At 59.0% G+C, this 16,774-nt stretch carries 13 protein-coding genes and 5 pseudogenes; 7 read left to right on the forward strand and 11 right to left on the reverse strand.

The genetic code is table 11. The features are described 5' to 3' along the window. Nucleotides 1-91: 91 nt before the first annotated feature. Nucleotides 92-274 carry a hypothetical protein gene (locus ACXPVS_RS14385; protein ID WP_458510532.1) on the forward strand — a complete coding sequence of 61 codons (183 nt, stop codon included), beginning with the start codon at nucleotides 92-94 and terminating at the stop codon, nucleotides 272-274. On the opposite strand, the pseudogene ACXPVS_RS14390 reads toward ACXPVS_RS14385, so the two are convergent. Then, nucleotides 271-1,333 (reverse strand): annotated as a pseudogene (locus tag ACXPVS_RS14390) (AI-2E family transporter). The gene ACXPVS_RS14385 and the pseudogene ACXPVS_RS14390 sit on opposite strands and share 4 nt — an antisense overlap. Nucleotides 1,334-1,496: 163 nt before the next feature. Between ACXPVS_RS14390 and trhP the strand changes: the two are divergent. Then, nucleotides 1,497-2,822, forward strand: a complete 1,326-nt coding sequence (trhP, locus tag ACXPVS_RS14395) for a prephenate-dependent tRNA uridine(34) hydroxylase TrhP (RefSeq protein ID WP_458510533.1) — start codon at nucleotides 1,497-1,499, stop codon at nucleotides 2,820-2,822. An 87-nt stretch (nucleotides 2,823-2,909) separates the two neighbouring features. Here the strand turns inward: trhP and ACXPVS_RS14400 are convergent. Then, nucleotides 2,910-3,112, reverse strand: a pseudogene (locus ACXPVS_RS14400) (GntR family transcriptional regulator); the annotation flags it as partial. Nucleotides 3,113-3,365: 253 nt separating this feature from the next. Beyond that, a pseudogene (locus tag ACXPVS_RS14405) lies at nucleotides 3,366-4,232 on the reverse strand (LysR family transcriptional regulator); the annotation flags it as partial. 142 nt (nucleotides 4,233-4,374) lie between these two features. Between ACXPVS_RS14405 and ampC the strand changes: the two are divergent. Next, the gene (ampC, locus tag ACXPVS_RS14410; RefSeq protein ID WP_458510534.1) at nucleotides 4,375-5,535 is read left to right on the forward strand and encodes a class C beta-lactamase; all 1,161 of its coding nucleotides are present in this window, start codon (nucleotides 4,375-4,377) and stop codon (nucleotides 5,533-5,535) included. A gap of 61 nt (nucleotides 5,536-5,596) precedes the next feature. Here the strand turns inward: ampC and ACXPVS_RS14415 are convergent, their stop codons facing one another. The 6 genes and pseudogenes from ACXPVS_RS14415 to ACXPVS_RS14440 form a co-directional block, all read right to left on the reverse strand. Further along, a complete protein-coding gene (locus tag ACXPVS_RS14415) occupies nucleotides 5,597-6,145 on the reverse strand; it encodes a DUF4174 domain-containing protein (protein WP_458510535.1) in 549 nt (182 codons plus the stop codon). A 221-nt stretch (nucleotides 6,146-6,366) separates the two neighbouring features. Next, a pseudogene (locus tag ACXPVS_RS14420) lies at nucleotides 6,367-7,062 on the reverse strand (sensor histidine kinase); the annotation flags it as partial. Between the two features lie 33 nt (nucleotides 7,063-7,095). Further along, nucleotides 7,096-8,577, reverse strand: a pseudogene (locus ACXPVS_RS14425) (GAF domain-containing protein); the annotation flags it as partial. Next, a complete protein-coding gene (locus tag ACXPVS_RS14430) occupies nucleotides 8,574-9,173 on the reverse strand; it encodes a biliverdin-producing heme oxygenase (protein WP_458510536.1) in 600 nt (199 codons plus the stop codon). The gene ACXPVS_RS14430 and the pseudogene ACXPVS_RS14425, both read right to left, overlap by 4 nt. 181 nt (nucleotides 9,174-9,354) lie before the next feature. Beyond that, nucleotides 9,355-10,140: a sulfite exporter TauE/SafE family protein gene (locus tag ACXPVS_RS14435; RefSeq protein ID WP_458510537.1), complete on the reverse strand. Its 786-nt coding sequence runs from the start codon at nucleotides 10,138-10,140 to the stop codon at nucleotides 9,355-9,357. A gap of 102 nt (nucleotides 10,141-10,242) precedes the next feature. After that, nucleotides 10,243-10,992: a hypothetical protein gene (locus ACXPVS_RS14440; RefSeq protein WP_458510538.1), complete on the reverse strand. Its 750-nt coding sequence runs from the start codon at nucleotides 10,990-10,992 to the stop codon at nucleotides 10,243-10,245. Nucleotides 10,993-11,261: 269 nt separating this feature from the next. Between ACXPVS_RS14440 and ACXPVS_RS14445 the strand changes: the two genes are divergently transcribed. Together ACXPVS_RS14445 and ACXPVS_RS14450 are read left to right on the forward strand one after the other, a co-directional pair. After that, nucleotides 11,262-12,083, forward strand: a complete 822-nt coding sequence (locus tag ACXPVS_RS14445) for an aldo/keto reductase (protein WP_458510539.1) — start codon at nucleotides 11,262-11,264, stop codon at nucleotides 12,081-12,083. Between the two features lie 29 nt (nucleotides 12,084-12,112). Further along, the gene (locus tag ACXPVS_RS14450) at nucleotides 12,113-12,583 is read left to right on the forward strand and encodes a DUF1810 domain-containing protein (RefSeq protein WP_458510540.1); all 471 of its coding nucleotides are present in this window, start codon (nucleotides 12,113-12,115) and stop codon (nucleotides 12,581-12,583) included. Here the strand turns inward: ACXPVS_RS14450 and ACXPVS_RS14455 are convergent. Further along, nucleotides 12,548-14,908, reverse strand: a complete 2,361-nt coding sequence (locus ACXPVS_RS14455) for a DNA polymerase II (RefSeq protein WP_458510611.1) — start codon at nucleotides 14,906-14,908, stop codon at nucleotides 12,548-12,550. The genes ACXPVS_RS14450 and ACXPVS_RS14455 overlap by 36 nt on opposite strands. A 252-nt stretch (nucleotides 14,909-15,160) precedes the next feature. Between ACXPVS_RS14455 and ACXPVS_RS14460 the strand changes: the two genes are divergently transcribed. Beyond that, nucleotides 15,161-15,601 (forward strand): CBS domain-containing protein, encoded by a 441-nt coding sequence (locus tag ACXPVS_RS14460; RefSeq protein WP_458510541.1) that lies wholly within the window; start codon nucleotides 15,161-15,163, stop codon nucleotides 15,599-15,601. A 1-nt stretch (nucleotide 15,602) separates the two neighbouring features. Here the strand turns inward: ACXPVS_RS14460 and ACXPVS_RS14465 are convergent, their stop codons facing one another. Continuing rightward, nucleotides 15,603-16,226 (reverse strand): glutathione S-transferase, encoded by a 624-nt coding sequence (locus ACXPVS_RS14465; protein ID WP_458510542.1) that lies wholly within the window; start codon nucleotides 16,224-16,226, stop codon nucleotides 15,603-15,605. Between the two features lie 163 nt (nucleotides 16,227-16,389). On the opposite strand from ACXPVS_RS14465, the gene ACXPVS_RS14470 reads away from it, so the two are divergent. Then, nucleotides 16,390-16,542 (forward strand): hypothetical protein, encoded by a 153-nt coding sequence (locus ACXPVS_RS14470; RefSeq protein ID WP_458510543.1) that lies wholly within the window; start codon nucleotides 16,390-16,392, stop codon nucleotides 16,540-16,542. Nucleotides 16,543-16,774 lie beyond the last annotated feature (232 nt).

Consider the following 16,774-nt stretch of genomic DNA (forward strand, 5'->3'; position numbering starts at 1 on the left):
TCATTGGTATCAATGACGACTATCGAAAGCGTTGATTGTTCGTTCAAGCGTCCGGTCCGTAAGGTGGCTCCACAGATTGATGGAGGTACTTATGTCCCAGGTTCAGATCATGTCCGTTATCGGCAGTGCCGTTCCCGCACCGCTCAGAGAGCTAGGATTGCTCGCCTGTTGGTACCTGGTGCAAGACGGCGAACCGATCAGTGGTCCACTCACCTCGCTGCCAGTCGCCCAGGCACTGTCGCGACGTATTGGCCAAAGCCAAATCAGCGCTTAAGGCAGCTGCGCCCGTGGCTTGGTTTCGATGAAGATGGCCCAGCTTGACATAAACAGCGCGGCGATCAGCGGCCCGATCACAAAGCCATTGAGGCCGAAGATCGCCAGACCGCCCAGGGTCGAGATCAGGATCAGATAGTCCGGCATATTGGTATCCTTGCCCACCAGGATCGGGCGCAGCACGTTATCCACCAGGCCGATCACAAAAACCCCGAACAGCCCCAGCACCACGCCCTGCCAGATCGCCCCCGGTAAACAGGAAAAACGCCGCCACCGGCGCCCAGACGATCCCCGCCCCCACCGCGGGCAACAGCGACAGAAATGCCATCAGCACCGCCCAGAGCAACGCGCTCGGAATATCCAGAAACCAGAAAATCAAACCGCCCAATGCGCCCTGTGTGATGGCCACCAGCAGGTTGCCCTTCACTGTCGCCCGTAGCACGCGATTGAACTTGAGTTGCAAACGACGTTTCTGGTGTTCCTGCAGCGGCACCGCAGCGCGAACTTTGCGAGCCAGTTCGGCGCCGTCCCGCAGAAAGAAGAACAGCAGGTAGAGCATGATGAAAAAGCTCACCAAAACATCGAACGTGCCCTGACCGAAACTGAAAACCTGCGTGGCGATAAACTCATTGCCTGTCACCGCACTCTTGATGATTTTCTCTCGCAGCCCGTCCAGCTCGCCGACCCCGAACCGGTTGAGCAAGTGTTGGAAGTACGGCGGCAGGCTGTGTTTGAACTGCGTCACATACCCGGCGATGTCCAATTCACCGCTTTCAATGCTCTTGTACAGCGCCGCCCCTTCCTGGACCAGCAAGATACCGAGGACGATCACCGGCAGAATCGCGATCACCAGGCAGATGCTCAGAGTGAGCAGCGAGGTCAGGTTGCGCTCCCAACTGAACTTCAGTTGCAGTCGTCGCTGCAGGGGTGCGAAGAGGCTGCTGAGGATCACCGCCCAGAACACCGCGCCATAAAACGGCAGCAAAATCCAGATGAACGCGGCGGTAACCAGCCCCAGCAAGATCACCAGTGATTTGTTTTGAATTGTCTCTTCGTTCATGTCCGATCCATGTCAGTCCGCTAGGACACAATGTCGCGTCCTGATGCTTAGTCCGCCACAGCTCGCGCGAGTGCCATCCGTTTGCTCATCAAGCATAGATCCAGATCAATGCACCCTTGGGGCAAGCCACTTACTCTCGGCGGCTTTTGTGACCGACTCTGCCATGACTCTCTTGCCTCCAGAACTGCTCGCCCCTGCCGGCACCCTGAAAAACATGCGATATGCCTTCGCCTACGGCGCCGACGCGGTGTACGCCGGTCAACCGCGCTACAGCCTGCGGGTGCGCAATAACGAATTCGATCACGCCAATCTGGCCCTCGGCATTCACGAGGCCCAGGCTCAGGGCAAGCGCTTCTATGTGGTGGTAAACATCGCCCCGCACAACGCCAAACTGAAAACCTTCCTCAAAGACCTGGCGCCGGTAATTGCCATGGCGCCGGACGCACTGATCATGTCCGATCCGGGCTTGATCATGCTGGTCCGCCGGCATTATCCGCAGATGCCGATTCACCTTTCGGTACAGGCCAACACGGTGAACTGGGCCAGTGTCGAGTTCTGGCAACAACAAGGCTTGAGCCGGATCATCCTGTCGCGGGAACTGTCCCTGGAAGAAATCGCCGAAATCCGCGAGCAGGTCCCGGCGATGGAGCTGGAGGTGTTCGTCCACGGCGCCTTGTGCATGGCCTACTCCGGTCGCTGCCTGCTGTCCGGGTACATGAACAAGCGCGACGCCAATCAGGGCAGTTGCACCAACGCCTGTCGCTGGAAGTACTCGGCGCAGCCAGCCACGGAGAACCAGCTTGGCGACATCGTACACACGTTCCAGCCCGAACCAACCTTGGGCATTGGCGCCCCGACCGATCAGGTGTTCCTGTTGCAGGAAGCCAATCGGCCCGACGAACTGATGCCGGCTTTCGAAGACGAACACGGCACTTACATCATGAACGCCAAGGACCTGCGCGCAGTCCAGCATGTCGAACGCCTGACGCAGATGGGCGTGCACTCATTGAAAATCGAGGGCCGGACCAAATCCCACTTTTACTGCGCGCGGACCACTCAAGTTTATCGCCGGGCGATCGACGACGCGGTGGCCGGTCGCGAGTTCGACCGCAGGCTGATGACGGATCTGGAATCCCTCGCTCAGCGCGGCTACACCGAAGGTTTCCTGCGCCGACATGTGCATGATGAATACCAGAACTACCAGCACGGCAGTTCGGTGTCGGAGCGGCAGCAGTTTGTCGGTGAGCTGACCGGCGAGCGGCGTGACCGGATGGCGGAAATCAAGGTGAAGAATCGATTTGGCCTGGGCGACCACTTGGAACTGATGACGCCCAAGGGCAACTTGCAGTTCGACTTGCAGCAACTGCAAAACGCCAAAGGCGAACCGATCGAGGTGGCGCCGGGGGATGGGCACACCGTGTACCTGCCGATTTCAGATGCGGTGGATTTGCGGTTTGGGTTATTGATGCGGGATGTGGGGGTATGTTGAATCCAGCCTGAAGGCCTGATCCGGGCCTGTCGTACACAAAAAACCGGCGCAATGGCCGGGTTCTGTTTATCGCCGGTCATCGGACAGCGGTGTTGGGCGCTCGATAACACAGGTGGCGGCGCCGTGGCGGGCTTCCACGAGACCGGACGCCTGCAATGTCGAGATCGCCTCGCGCACCACCGTGCGCCTGAGCAATCGTGTTCTCGGACGGCATGGGTCAGCTTGGCGACCCGGTCATGGGCCAGGTTGTGGGTGTGCTTGCGAGCAGGCGCGTCGAGGTCTTCTTGCATGGCGATTATCCGAAAGCAGGGCTACCGGAATCGTAGCGCTCATCAACATCGCAGCGCCCAAGCACACCCCGCAAAAAAATCAGAGGGAGATAACCCAGTGAATACATCCATACCCGTGATGAATTCCTGCTGGCCGATCCCTCAGGCCGAGGTTGCTCAACTTGAGTGGCGCTCAAGGGCGTTTTTCACCCGCACCCTCGTGATCCTCAAAGGCAACGCCGGTCACACCGGCGTCGGCGAAGTACCGGCTGCATGCGGCTTCTAGCAGCCAACCTTTGAATACCGTCATCGCCGACGTTTCGGGACGAGACTGCAATCGGGTCAACCAGTAACTGCCGGTGGTGATCCCGATAGCGAACGGTTGCTCGATTGCACCCGCCGTCAGTTGCCGGCCAAACATCAGCGCCGGCGCCAATGCAACGCCCGCCCCTTGCAGCGCCGCCTCCATCATCGCCAGCGACGAATCGAAGACGATGCTTCGAGGCGGTGCTGTGTGGGTCGACAGGCCGGTAGCCTGAAACCATTCGGGCCACTCGTCCGCGCGATAAGAACGCAACAGCGTCTGTTGCAACAAGTCTGTCGGTGTTTTCAGTTGCCGGGCAATCTCGGGAACACACAACACCGACAGCGGCGCCTCGATCAACCGCACGGCTTCAATGCCATGCCACGCCCCGGCCCCAAATCGTATGGCGTAATCCAGCCCTTCGGCGGCCACGTCCACGCGGTTGTTGTTGGTCGACAGGCGCAAATCTATGAACGGATGTTTCGCCTGGAAGTCCGTCAACCGTGGCAACAACCAGCCTACCGCGAACGTCCCCACCGCGCCGACCGTCAATACCTCGCGAAAATGTCCGCCCTCGAATCGCTCAAGGGTGTGCGCAATTCGGTCGAAGGACTCGCGCAACACCGGCAGCAGGGTTTCGCCCTCGTTGGTCAGCATAAGCCCGCGGGGCAAGCGCTTGAACAGGGTCACGCCAAGTTGAGACTCAAGGCTCTTGACCTGATGGCTCACCGCCGCCTGAGTGACACACAACTCAACGGCCGCCCGGGTGAAACTCAAGTGCCGGGCAGAGGCCTCGAAGGCGCGCAATGCATTGAGCGGTAATTGAGGCCTGATCATGCCCACTCCCAAATTTTTCTAATGGCTCGTCCGAAATATCATCGGTTGTCGAACCTCGGCAGACTGCATAGATTTTGCTCGCCCATCAGCCATCCGGACTGAAAAACCGCTCGGAGTGTAGCGGCTAATACCCTTGAACCTCATGGAAAGTAACTCAATCATGCATAACAAACTCGCGTCCTATAGCGCTTTCGCACTGTTGCTCAGCGCCGGTCATTGCGTTGCTGATGATCGCATCGAAGCCATCGTGAAGGCCGCCGTCGAACCGGTGATGCAGCAACAGCAGATACCCGGTGTTGCGGTCGCCATCACCGTCAACGGCCAACCACATAACTTTTACTACGGCGTGGCCTCCAAGGAAACCGGCAAAGCCGTCACCGAAGACACCCTGTTCGAGATCGGTTCGGTGAGCAAAACCTTCACCGCCACCCTCGCTGCCTACGCTCAGGCCACCGGCAAACTGTCCCTGTCGGACAAGGCCAGCAGCGTGCTGCCGGGTCTGCGTGGCAGCGCGTTCGATAACATCAGCGTGCTGCAACTGGGCACCTACAGCGCCGGTGGCCTGCCCCTGCAATTCCCCGACGATGCCGATGCACCGGACAAGATGCTCGGCTATTTCCAGCAGTGGAAACCGACCTATGCCGCCGGCACCCATCGGCAGTATTCGAACCCGAGCCTTGGGTTGTTCGGGTATCTGGCAGCCAAAAGCATGGGCCAGCCGTTTGATGAATTGATGGAAAAGACCCTGCTGCCGAAACTCGGACTCAAGCACACCTACCTCAACGTGCCGCAGGCTCAGATGGGACGTTATGCTCAGGGTTACAACAAGGATGACAAGCCTGTACGGGCGGGGCCGGGGGCACTGGATTCGGAGGCATATGGCGTGAAAACCAGCGCTGCGGACCTGCTTCGCTATGTTGAAGCGAACATGAAGCCGGCGACACTGGAAAAACCATTGCAACAGGCAATGGCCACCACTCATATCGGCTATTACAAGGTAGGAGAGATGACGCAGGGATTGGGTTGGGAGTCCTACAACTATCCGGTCAGCCTCGACACATTGCTGGCCGGTAACTCGACGCAAATGGCAATGGCGGCTCACGAAGTCCAGTGGCTGACCCCGCCGCGACCTCAACCGGAAAACGTGCTGTTCAACAAAACCGGCTCAACGAGCGGCTTCGGTGCTTACGTGGCCTACGTTCCGTCGAAAGACATCGGCATTGTGATCCTGGCCAACAAAAACTATCCGATCCCTGAGCGGGTCAAAGTGGCTCATACGATATTGACCGCACTGGCTCAGTAGCCGAGAAACGCGACTGCTCGTAGCCGCTGCCGAGCCTGAGAGGCGGCTAAAAAGTGTGGGTTTAATCATCTGGCATTTCAGGCGGTTTGGCAGGCTTCGCCGGTTTGCCAGGTTTTGCTCCCTTGGCACCTTTGGCTGGTGCAACGTCAGTGACCGGCGGCGGTGTCGGCACCGTGACTTCTTGCTCTGTCGCTGGCAATTGGTCGACGGTGGCGAAAATTTCCTTCAGCTCAATCGGACCCGATTGTTCAAGTTTCTTTTCCCCATCCTTGCCCACCAGGATGACTTTGCTTTTCGCGCCGGCACCCAACTTGAGCGAGCGGATCAGTGCCGCCGTGTCTTGCGGCCCCAAGTCTTTGCCCTCGCGCTGCCCCATCAAATTGAGCACGGTATACAGCACCATGTTCCGCTCGGTGAAACCCTTGCGATTGGCCGGATCATCCAGCGACTTTTTCAGGCTGACCCACGTGGGATCGACCGTACTTGGAGCAATAACAATCAGGGGCCGGGACCTGCCTTTGTCTATGTCCAGCGGTGAGCCGTCATCGGCAGCGAACAAGGGGCCGGCAAACGCCAGCAGAGTAGTCAGGGTCAATGACCTGATGAGCATGCGCATCTCCTTTTGATATCCACGCTCTAATGATTGCGCATCGCGGCGTTCGTTCCGGGTGTTGCACCGCAATTGTGCCTCGCCTTGCCCCAAGCTTAGGTCAGGGCGGTCATTGCGCAACAGGCTGAGCTAATCTCATCGCTCAATAACAACGCGCTGATCCGCCGTGAGGACCTCTGTACCCTTGGGCCTTCGCCCGCCTACAAGCCCGCCCCCAACGCCGGAATGGAAAAGGTGAACACGCTGCCAATCCCCGGCGCGCTCTCGGCCCAAAGCTCTCCGCCATGGGCCTGCACGATTCTGCGGCAGATGTACAAACCCAGTCCGCTGCCGTTGGGATTTCCGTCACGGACCGACCAGTAGCGCTCGAAAATGTGCGGCAAATGCACGGCGTGGATACCGCCGCCATTGTCGCGTACCGAGATCAGCACCTTGCCGTCTACCTGGCGGGCGCTGAGGTCGATACGTCCGCCCGAGGGGGTAAATTTAATCGCGTTGCCCAACAGGTTCGACAGCACCTGGAACAACCGCTGGGGATCAGCGTCGATGCTCAACCCTTCAGAACTGCTGCAGTTTAGTTCGATGTTTTTGTGGGACGTGAGGGTCACCAGTAACCCACAGGCCTCTTGAAGCAAGTTGACCACATCCAGCGGCTTGCACGTGAGTGAGCACTTGCCTGCATCAAGTTTTGACTTGTCCAGCAAATCGGCAATCAGGGTGTTCATCCTTGCGGTGGCTTCCTCCACGGTGCCCAGGGCCGCGCTCAGGCGCACGGTATGCTTGCCTTCGTCCTTGGCGACCAGGCGCTGCATCATTCCGCATTGCATGATGATAATGGTCATGGGATTGCGCAGGTCATGGGACACCACTGCCACCAACTCATCACGCTCCCGGACCGCTTCATGTTCGCGGAACACCTGACGGGCGAGGTCGTTTTCGATGGCACTGCGGCGCAGTTCTCTGACCGCATAAGCATCCGCCGTGCTCCATTCACGCGCCCGGCCCTCCACTTGCTGTTCCCACAGATCAAAAGAGGTACGCGGTTGCAAACGGTTGTCGGTCCCGGCACTGAAATGCTCATCGGGGTTGCCGCTCCACTTCATGCTGGAGCGCAGTTGCGGGCGGAACCACAGAACGCCGTTGTCCACCGGTTTGGGCAGTACGAAAGCCAGCAGACCACTGGCCACGTCACTGTAGAGCGCGCTGGCACCGTGCAAGCCTTGCAGGTGGTCGGTCAACAGTGGCTCGCCGCTTTCCAGGCATTGCTCGCGCACCCACAGGTAAAGGGCGCGTACCTGCTCATCCGTCGGACACTCACCGACCAGTTGCAACTGGTCTTCGATCAATACGGCGACGCCACTGGCTCCGGTCAGGTCCTGCAATTGCGCCGGGTGGTTGAGCAGCCCCTCCAGCACATCGCTGTCAGCCAGGCGCATCGCGGCGGTCAGTTCAGTGATCAGTCGGGATTTCTGTTCACGCTGACGCTGTTCGTCCCGGGTTTGCAGGGCCGTGATCTGCACACTGAGCAACTGGGCGATTGCGGCACACATCGTGCGCACCGAGTGACTGACCCGCAACGGTTCAGGATGGGCGCACGTGATCAGCCCCCAAAGCTGTTCGTTCTCCAGCAGTGACAGGCTCATTGAGGCTCGCACGCCCATGTTTTCCAGGTACTGGCAATGCACTGGCGACACGCTGCGCAGGACCGAAAACCCCAGATCCAGAGGCTGCCCGGTGTCAGGGCGCAACACCGGAAGAATCGGCACCGGCACATAACGGGCATCCGGGATCACCCGGATCCAGTTCAGGCGATACAGCTCACGCGCCTGCACCGGAATGTCCGAGGCGGGGAAACATTGTCCAAGGTAACCAGGCAGAACACCGCCCAGCGCCTCGCTGATGACTTGCCCATGCCCCGCCGGCTGGAAACGATAAATCATCACCCGGTCGAAGCCGGTCAAGCGGCGGATCTCATCGACACTGACGGTGTACAAGTCCTCCAGCGTACTGGCTGCCTGCATCCGTCGCAGGGCCCGAAGCAGGATGCCGGTGTTGTCCGGCGCAGGGTCATGCACCGGCTCCAGCTCAAGAATAATCACACCGTCACGTCGGTTGAGCGATCCGTTGAACCGCTGCCCCCCTATCTCCAGCAACAGCGGATTGGCGTCCTCCAGATCATTCAACAACAGCGCCTGACGAACCTGCTCTGTCGCCGTAGCACCCGACAGCATCGTCAACGGTTGCTGCAATAAAGCCGCCGCCGTCTGACCGAGCCACTCAGCACAATTGCGGCTGATCTGCTGAATGATCAACTCAGGCTCACTCAGGGTCAGCAGAACGCCATGGGGCTGGATCGAACCCGGAATCCGGATCGCTTCGCTGGCGCATTCGGCGAGCGCGGCGTCGAGTTGCTCATCATTGAGGCGGTTCATACCAATACCTCGCAGTGCTCGAGCCAACCTTCGAAGGCCTCGAAAGTCGCTTGGGCCGCAACCACCGACTCCGCTCGCTCAACGGGATCACACACCTCATACAGGCACGCCAGGAAACCGTGCCACATCAGCAAAGTCGACGTGCCGTACACCGCAAAAAACCGGCCACCCTTGTGTTCATCGACACCGAGGCGCGAGTACAGGCCGTTGGACAGCGATTGCCCACCCAGCGTCGCGCCTTCCAGGACGTACAACACACCCAGCACATTGGCAATGGAGCGGAGCTGAAGGGGGAACGGGCAGAGAGGGATGGCATCGATCGCGGCAGCGTCCAGACCCAAGGCATACAGATCGGCTTCAAGCGACGGGGTTTTGCTACGCATCAGCCAGTCCAGACCGGGAATGGTCATCGCCACCTGAAACAGCAGGTTTTCCAGCGGCCGATAAAAACCGTAGTAAGCCTCGATCAGGCGGGTGTAGAGCAATAAATCGGTGGTGAAAAACGGAATGCGTTTTTCCAGCACCCGATGCTGCCGGGTCGTGGCGGTGCGCAGCTCACTGAGAATCAGCGGCAAGCTTTTGGGCGGAGCGGTCACGACAGTGTGTCGAAGCAGTACCCGGCTTCACGGCTTTGATATTCGGAGATTAACGTGGACACCTGCCACCTCTTGTCGATCACGGGGAATGCCGACAGGTCATTCAAGGTGAATGAACGCAGGCTTTGCACCGTAGCACCTATGCGGTGCAGGAGGTGGTTTGTTTCTGGGACAGGCGGAATCAGAACGCCAGTTTGTACCCGATCAGCACCAGCATCGTGGCCAGGCAAGGTCGCAGCACCTCATCGGAGATGCGGCCCGTCAGGTGACTGCCCAGGTAAATCCCCGGCAGCGAACCTATCAGCAAAAAACCCAGCACGTGCCAATCCATGTTGCCCATGCTCGCATGGCCGAGACCGGCTACCAGGGTCAGCGGGACCGCGTGCGCGATTTCCGTGCCCACCAGGCGGCGAGTAGGCAGCAGCGGATAGAGAATGAACAACGCGACGGTGCCCAGGGCACCAGCGCCGATGGAGGTCAGGGCAACCATGGTGCCGAGAACCAGACCAGTGATCACGGTCAGTGCATTCAAGCGGTTGCCGCTGGGGTTGTAATGACCGCCCGCGCGTTTGTGAGCGAAATCGAGCAGGCGTTTTTTGAAGAAAATCGCCAGCGCCGTGGCAAACAGGACAAAGCCCAAGGCCTGTTTGATGACCGCGTTCATCGCCTCGGGCGATGTTTGCAAGGTGCTCAGGAACCACAGCGTCAGCACCACCGCCGGCACACTGCCGAGAGTCAACCAACCGGTAATTGCCCAGTCGATGTTCTTGTTCTTTCTATGAACCAGCACGCCACTGGACTTGGTAATCGCCGCGTACAGCAAATCCGTCCCCACTGCGGTGGCCGGGTTGACACCGAACCACAACAGAATGGGGGTCATCAAGGAGCCGCCACCTACCCCAGTCATCCCGACAATAAAGCCGACTACCAGACCTGCAACGACTAAACCGAAATTACCGAATTCCATTAACACGCCCACAAAAAACGCATGAAAAATCTGCCCCGCAGCATAGCGATTTTTCTTATAACCAGTTATATCGATGCGATCTATCTTTATGCACTTCCTTGCTTACTGAACCGGCAAGAAATTCAAAAACAGCAAACTCTGCGCGTAGTTCAAACCAATCCGTCGGTAGCGCTCGTCCAGCATCTGCGTCAGCAGGTCTAGCCGCGCGACGATCTTGCCGAACTCCACGGCAAAACTCAGGTTGCTGCCCTCCTCCGAGATTTCGTTGGAGAACAGTAAAGGCTCGCCGTTCTTGTTTTGCCGCTGGCTGAGTATCCAGGTGGCTTTCTCGATATTGCGGGCAGCGTTGCTGACGAACGTCGGATTGATCGCATCCGTCATGTAGAACTCAAGCCGATTGCCGTGGGCGGTGACGAGCATGCTGCCGATGGCATAGATGAAGGCACCGACGCGGTCGCCGAGAAATTCCGGGCTCATCGCATACCTCAGCGCGGCCAGGTCTTTTTTGCCACCCAGGGTCGGCAGCGGCTGTTGCTGTTCGATGGCCATGCGTACTTGCTTGCCAGCGATACGTGCATCGAGGAAGCCGGATTTTTTCAGCTCATCGGGGTTGCGCAGGTAAAGCTTGTGCATCAGCAGGTAGAGGCTGTCGAGGTTGCCACGCATCGCCAGGGTCGCCATGCGGTCGACACTGGTCTGGAGAAATTCCTGGGGTCTGCCTTCGCGGAACTGGCTGACGATGTCGCGGCCCTGTTGCTGACTGCACCCAGAGGCGGCGAGCATCGACAAGCAGGCCAACAGCAGGCAATGGCGGCGGATTGGCGGGGGGATGAAGGGTAAAACTCGAGCCATGGGTTATTGAACTTGTGCATGGGCCGACGGAGGGGATTCGCCGCAGGCTGGCCAAGGATAGAGCAGTGATTCCTGAAAAAGTGCAGTGCCGACGGTCCGTAAGCATCAGCAGCCGTTAAGAGGTCCCTCACATTAATGCGATTGTCGAAGCGTTCGATGGTCACACCGAAGTACACCGTGCCGCGTTGATAGACCTGCACATCGACGGAACCACCGGGCTATTCTGCTGCCCACTGAAGTATCGATCGAAACTCAGAAAGGAGGTTTGAATGCGTACCCTCGAACTGGCCGGCGTCAATGTACCGGTCATCGGCCAAGGCACCTGGCGCATGGGCGAGGACCCTTCCCGCCACACCCAGGAAGTGGCGGCATTGCGCCAGGGCATCGAATTGGGCATGACCCTCATCGACACCGCTGAAATGTACGGCGAGGGCGGCGCCGAGGAAGTGGTCGGTGAAGCCATCATCGGCAGACGTGACGAAGTGTTTCTGGTCAGCAAGGTTTACCCGCACAACGCCAGCCGCAAAGGCATCCCCCAAGCGTGCGAACGCAGTCTGCGGAGGCTGAATACCGATTACATCGATCTCTACCTGCTGCATTGGCGCGGCCAGCACCCCCTCGAAGAAACAGTCGAAGCCTTCGAGCGCCTGCGCGAAGACGGCAGGATAGGTCGCTGGGGCGTGTCCAATTTTGATGTCGACGACCTCCAGGAACTGGCCTCACCCGCCTGTGCCACCAATCAAGTGCTCTACAACCTGGATGAACGCGGCATCGAGTTTGATCTGTTGCCCTGGAGCCACCAGCATCAAATGCCGGTCATGGCCTACTGTCCGATCGGCCAGGGTGGGCCTATGCTGAACCATACAACGCTCAAGCAAATAGCCGCTCGTCACCGTGTGACGCCGGCCCAGGTAGCGCTGGCATGGATGCTGCGCAAGGAAGGCGTGATCGCCATCCCCAAAGCGGTCCGACCCGAGCACGTGCAGCTCAACGCGCAAGCGGCACAATTGCAACTGGACGCTGAGGATCTTGAGGCGCTGGACCAGGCGTTTCGCGCGCCACAACGCAAACAGCGGTTGGCCATGGTCTGAGCCATCGCAGTCTGTCAGAGGGCTTCGGCATGAGAAGCACTGATCAGGACGATTCCTTTAATCTGCAACGCTTTATCCTGGCACAGGACCCGGTGTTCAAACGGGTCCAGACCGAGCTGAATGCCGGGCACAAGCGCAGTCACTGGATGTGGTTCATCTTTCCGCAGTTCGCAGGGTTGGGCGGCAGCGAGATGTCCCGCCACTTTTCCATTCGTTCCAAAGACGAAGCTGCGGCGTACTTCAATCATCCATTGCTGGGCTCACGGTTGCGCACCTGCACACAAATGGTGCTGAACATCGAAAAAAGCTCGATTGCCGGTATATTCGGCCATCCCGACGATCTCAAATTTCACTCTTCCATGACGCTGTTCGCCCAGGTTGCCGGCGCTGACAGCGACTTTCATCAAGCACTTGACCAGTATTTCCACGGCATCCTGGATGACTGGACGTTGTTGCTGCTCGATTCAAAACAGGCCCAACTGCCCACCAATCAAGGTTGAAAAGTCGTCGTCCACGAAGGGCAGAATGGCGTCCGCCACCGGTTGCAGTTGGCGGGTGACGTAGTGGTCGTAGTCGATGGGCGCGCTGCGGATTTCCAACGGTTCGGGCCCGGCAACGGTCATCACGTAACTGATCCAGCCACCGTTCTGGTATTGCCGCGGACGGCCCTGCCGGTCGTTGTACTCATCGGCAATCCGCGCGGCCCGCACGTGGGGCGGCACGTTGCGCTGATAGTCATCAAGGGTGCGACGCAGGCGCTTGCGGTAGATCAGGCGATCATCGAACTCCCCCGCCAACGTCGTGCGCACGTAGTCGCGCACATAATCCTGATAGGGTTTGCGTTTGAAGATGCGCACGTACAGCTCCTGCTGGAATTGCCGGGCCAGCGGCGACCAGTCGGTGCGCACGGTTTCCAGACCTTTGTAGACCATTTCATCAGTGCCATCGGCGCGGGTCACAAGCCCGGCATAGCGCTTCTTGCTGCCCTCCTCCGCGCCACGAATGGTCGGCATCAGAAAGCGTTTGTAGTGGGTTTCGAACTGCAATTCCAACGCACTTTCCAGACCGTATTCCTGCTGCACATGCTCGCGCCACCACTGGTTGACGTGATCCACCAGCGCGCCGCCGATCTGTGCGGCTTCTTGTTGACCATGAGCACGGCGCAGCCAGACGAAGGTCGAGTCGGTGTCGCCATAAATCACCGTGTGGCCCTGGGCTTCGATCAACTGTCGCGTACGCTGCATGATCTCGTGACCGCGCAGCGTGATGGACGACGCCAGGCGTGTGTCGAAGAAACGGCAACCGCTGGAGCCGAGCACACCGTAAAAGGCGTTCATGATGATTTTCAAGGCCTGGGACAGCGGCGCATTGTGTTCGCGCTTGGCGGTTTCGCGACCTTCGGCGACCCGAGCGACAATGGCCGGCAAACAATGCCGGGTTCTGGAAAAACGTGCACCGCGAAAGCCTGGCACCGACTCGCTGTCATCGGGATGTTTAAGCCCCTCGATCAAGCCCACCGGGTCGATGAGAAAGGTACGGATAATCGATGGGTAGAGGCTTTTGTAGTCGAGCACCAGCACCGACTCGTACAGGCCCGGTTGCGAGTCCATGACAAAACCGCCGGGGCTGGCCTGCGCAGGCTTGTTCCCAAGGTTCGGCGCAACGAAACCCTGGCGGTGCATCAGCGGCATGTAAAGGTGCGTGAACGCCGCCACCGAGCCGCCGCTGCGATCCGCCGGCAAACCGGTGACGCTGGCCCGTTCCAGCAGAAAGGTCAGCAGCTCGGTCTTGGCGAAGATCCGCGTCACCAGCTCGCAGTCCTTGAGGTTGTACTTGGCCAGGGCCGGTTTGTCCTCGGCGAACATGCGGTTGATTTCGTCCATGCGCTGGTACGGATTGTCGATCGACTTGCCCTCGCCAAGCAGGGTTTGCGCGACGTTTTCCAGGCTGAACGAGGGGAAACTCCAGGTCGCCGAGCGCAGGGATTCGATGCCGTCGATGATCAGCCGGCCGGCAGCCGAGGCGAAGTAATGGTTGCGGCTACCGTGTTCACGCCATTGCATTTCTTCGCCGCCACGCCCCAGTTTCAGCGGCACCGCCAGGCGGCGGGCGTGTTCGTGGAGCACCCGCAGGTCGAATTGCACCACGTTCCAGCCGATGATCGCGTCGGGGTCATGACGGGCGAACCATTCGTTGAGTTTTTTCAGCAGCAGGGTTCGGGAATCGCAGTATTCGAGCTGGAAATCCACCTCGCTGTCGTCGCCATTGGGCGGGCCGAGCATGTAGACCTGGCGCTCGCCGCAGCCTTGCAGGGCGATGGAGTACAGCTCGCCCTGAGCCGTGGTTTCGATGTCCAGGGAGACCAGCCTGAGGCTCGGACGATAGTCGGGGTCCGGTTTCATCTGCGCATCGACCAGCAGGCCCTCGGTGTTCGGCGTGCCACTGAACCGGACCGGCGCGGTGATGAAACGCTCCATCATGTAGCGTTCCGGGGGGCGCACATCGGCTTCGAACATGTCGACGCCGGCCTTGCGCAGCGTGGTTTCCAGGCGCATCAACTGACCGTGCTGCTGGCAATACAGACCAAGTACCGGGCGGTGCTCGAAATCCAGCAACGCCAACGGCCGCAGCTCGACGTTCTTTTCGCCGCGCAGCAGCGCTTCAGCCTGCTCACGCTGGGCTGCGGGGATGAACGCCACCGACGGTTGGTAAGGCAGGCGGATCCGCTGGGGACCGGTGTCGGTCGCCAGCCAGAACTCGACTTCCGTACCGGCCGGGGTATCGCGCCAATGCCGGGTCAGGACGAAGCCCCGCTGTAAATCCACCACTGCACCCTCAAGATCTGATTCAAGGCGCAAGTCTACGCGTCATCGATGAGGCACAGCGCAGATTGATCTGACGACCCGTAACCTGTGGGTTGTATCGAGTTGCGGGCGTTTATTGACCGGGTGCATGAGGTTTTCCGAAGAAAAACCCCTGAATGACGTTTTTTGCGTGTTATCTGCCGCTTTCTGCCTTGCCCTCAGCGCCTGTGTCTACGATTCTTCAAGGACAACGAAAACACCTGAGAAACTGCCATGAAAACCGTCGCCCAACTGCTCAAGTTAAAGGCTGAACAGAATCATGAAGTCCACACCATTGCACCGCATCAAATGGTGCTGGAAGCGCTGATGGTCATGGCCGCCAAAAACGTCGGCGCATTGCCGGTCGTAAAGAATGGCGAGGTCGTCGGCATCATCAGCGAGCGTGACTATGCGCGCAAACTCGTGCTCAAGGGCCGTTCCTCCGTCGGGACACCGGTCGAAGACATCATGGTGTCGTCGGTGATCACCGTGGACACTCATCAAACCGTCGAAACCTGCATGGGCATCATGTCCGACAAACGCCTGCGCCACTTGCCGGTGGTGGAAAACGGAACATTGATCGGCTTGCTGTCGATCGGCGACCTGGTCAAGGAGGCCATCGCCGAACAGGCTGAGCTGATTCGCCAGTTGGAGCAGTACATCCGCGGCGAATAGATCAATCCGGCCAATGCCGCGCGAAGACCGGTGCCAATGTCGGGTGCCGATCGATGCGCGTAAGCCACGCGAAAAATCCGGGTCGGGCACTGCGTAAATGCTCCCGGCTACCCGCCCATCTGGAGACCACCGCCGCCAGCACATCCAGTGCCCCCGGCGTCTCATCGCCCAGATACAAATCGCCCGAAAACTGATCGGCAAACACCTCCCAACTCGTGTGCATTCGCGCACGTGCGCCGGCCACGAGGTTTTGCCTGGACGACTCATCCGCCTCGGCCAACCAGCGCTCGGGGTAATCGATGACGCCAATCGCCGAATAGCAATTGCTGACGATGTACACCAGGCCGCGAATGGCCTGATCCCGCGCCGCGGTGTTTTTCGGCAACAGGTTTGATTTGGGGAACGTGAGCCCCAGGTGAATCAGAATCGCCGCGCTCTCGGTGAGAACGCTGCCATCGGGCAATTGCAGTGTCGGGATTTGCTTGAGCGGATTAAGTTTCTCCAGCGCGTGGGTCGCCTCGGGAGAGGATTCAACGTCGATGAAGCGGTAAGGAATTTCACAAAGTTCCAGTGCCGCTTCTATCGCGGCAGCGCCGGAGTTCTGGTGTCCGTAGAGCTGGTACATATCGCGCGCTCCTGGCGAAACGAAAATAGAGTCAGCAGACGATTGGGCACGAAACACGTTCCCTGCCATTGGGCCGGGCGACACAGGTAAGATACGCCTCCCGGCGCGCACTCATGACTACCCGTCGCGGTTCAATCCCGACTGCACACTTCAAGGAAAGAACATGCGCCAACAGGATGGCGGTCTTGTCCCATTTCTTCGTCTCTACGGGTTTCTTCTGGCAGGCCAAGCCTTGAGTGGCTACTCGCCAAGTGAACACTCGTCACCGGCCAGTCTAGCCGGTGAACAGGGCCGCGGTAGCGCCATGCTCGCCTAAACGTTGATCTGAACTATCACCCTCGCGTGGGGTGCGTCACCCTTCTTATCATTGCCGTCGATGTTCACCATCACGGCAATAAAGTACTCATAAAAAAACCGCGGCGTAACATCCGCTCCATACCCAACAACTACACCCCCGGAGCTCACCATCGTGAAACGCCAAACTATCCTCAGCATCGTTTTCTCGGTTTTTGCAGTTAACGCTTTCGCCGCTACCTCTGCTCACCCGG

The organism is Pseudomonas sp. Ma2-10, assembly GCF_054330215.1.

Excerpts from the sequence above, each read along its gene's own strand:
- ACXPVS_RS14385 (WP_458510532.1), top strand. The coding sequence starts at position 92 with ATGTCCCAGGTTCAGATCATGTCCGTTATCGGCAGTGCCGTTCCCGCA.
- trhP (WP_458510533.1), top strand. The coding sequence starts at position 1,497 with ATGACTCTCTTGCCTCCAGAACTGCTCGCCCCTGCCGGCACCCTGAAA.
- ampC (WP_458510534.1), top strand. The coding sequence starts at position 4,375 with ATGGAAAGTAACTCAATCATGCATAACAAACTCGCGTCCTATAGCGCT.
- ACXPVS_RS14415 (WP_458510535.1), bottom strand. The coding sequence starts at position 6,145 with ATGCTCATCAGGTCATTGACCCTGACTACTCTGCTGGCGTTTGCCGGC.
- ACXPVS_RS14435 (WP_458510537.1), bottom strand. The coding sequence starts at position 10,140 with ATGGAATTCGGTAATTTCGGTTTAGTCGTTGCAGGTCTGGTAGTCGGC.
- ACXPVS_RS14440 (WP_458510538.1), bottom strand. The coding sequence starts at position 10,992 with ATGGCTCGAGTTTTACCCTTCATCCCCCCGCCAATCCGCCGCCATTGC.
- ACXPVS_RS14445 (WP_458510539.1), top strand. The coding sequence starts at position 11,262 with ATGCGTACCCTCGAACTGGCCGGCGTCAATGTACCGGTCATCGGCCAA.
- ACXPVS_RS14450 (WP_458510540.1), top strand. The coding sequence starts at position 12,113 with ATGAGAAGCACTGATCAGGACGATTCCTTTAATCTGCAACGCTTTATC.
- ACXPVS_RS14460 (WP_458510541.1), top strand. The coding sequence starts at position 15,161 with ATGAAAACCGTCGCCCAACTGCTCAAGTTAAAGGCTGAACAGAATCAT.
- ACXPVS_RS14465 (WP_458510542.1), bottom strand. The coding sequence starts at position 16,226 with ATGTACCAGCTCTACGGACACCAGAACTCCGGCGCTGCCGCGATAGAA.
- ACXPVS_RS14470 (WP_458510543.1), top strand. The coding sequence starts at position 16,390 with ATGCGCCAACAGGATGGCGGTCTTGTCCCATTTCTTCGTCTCTACGGG.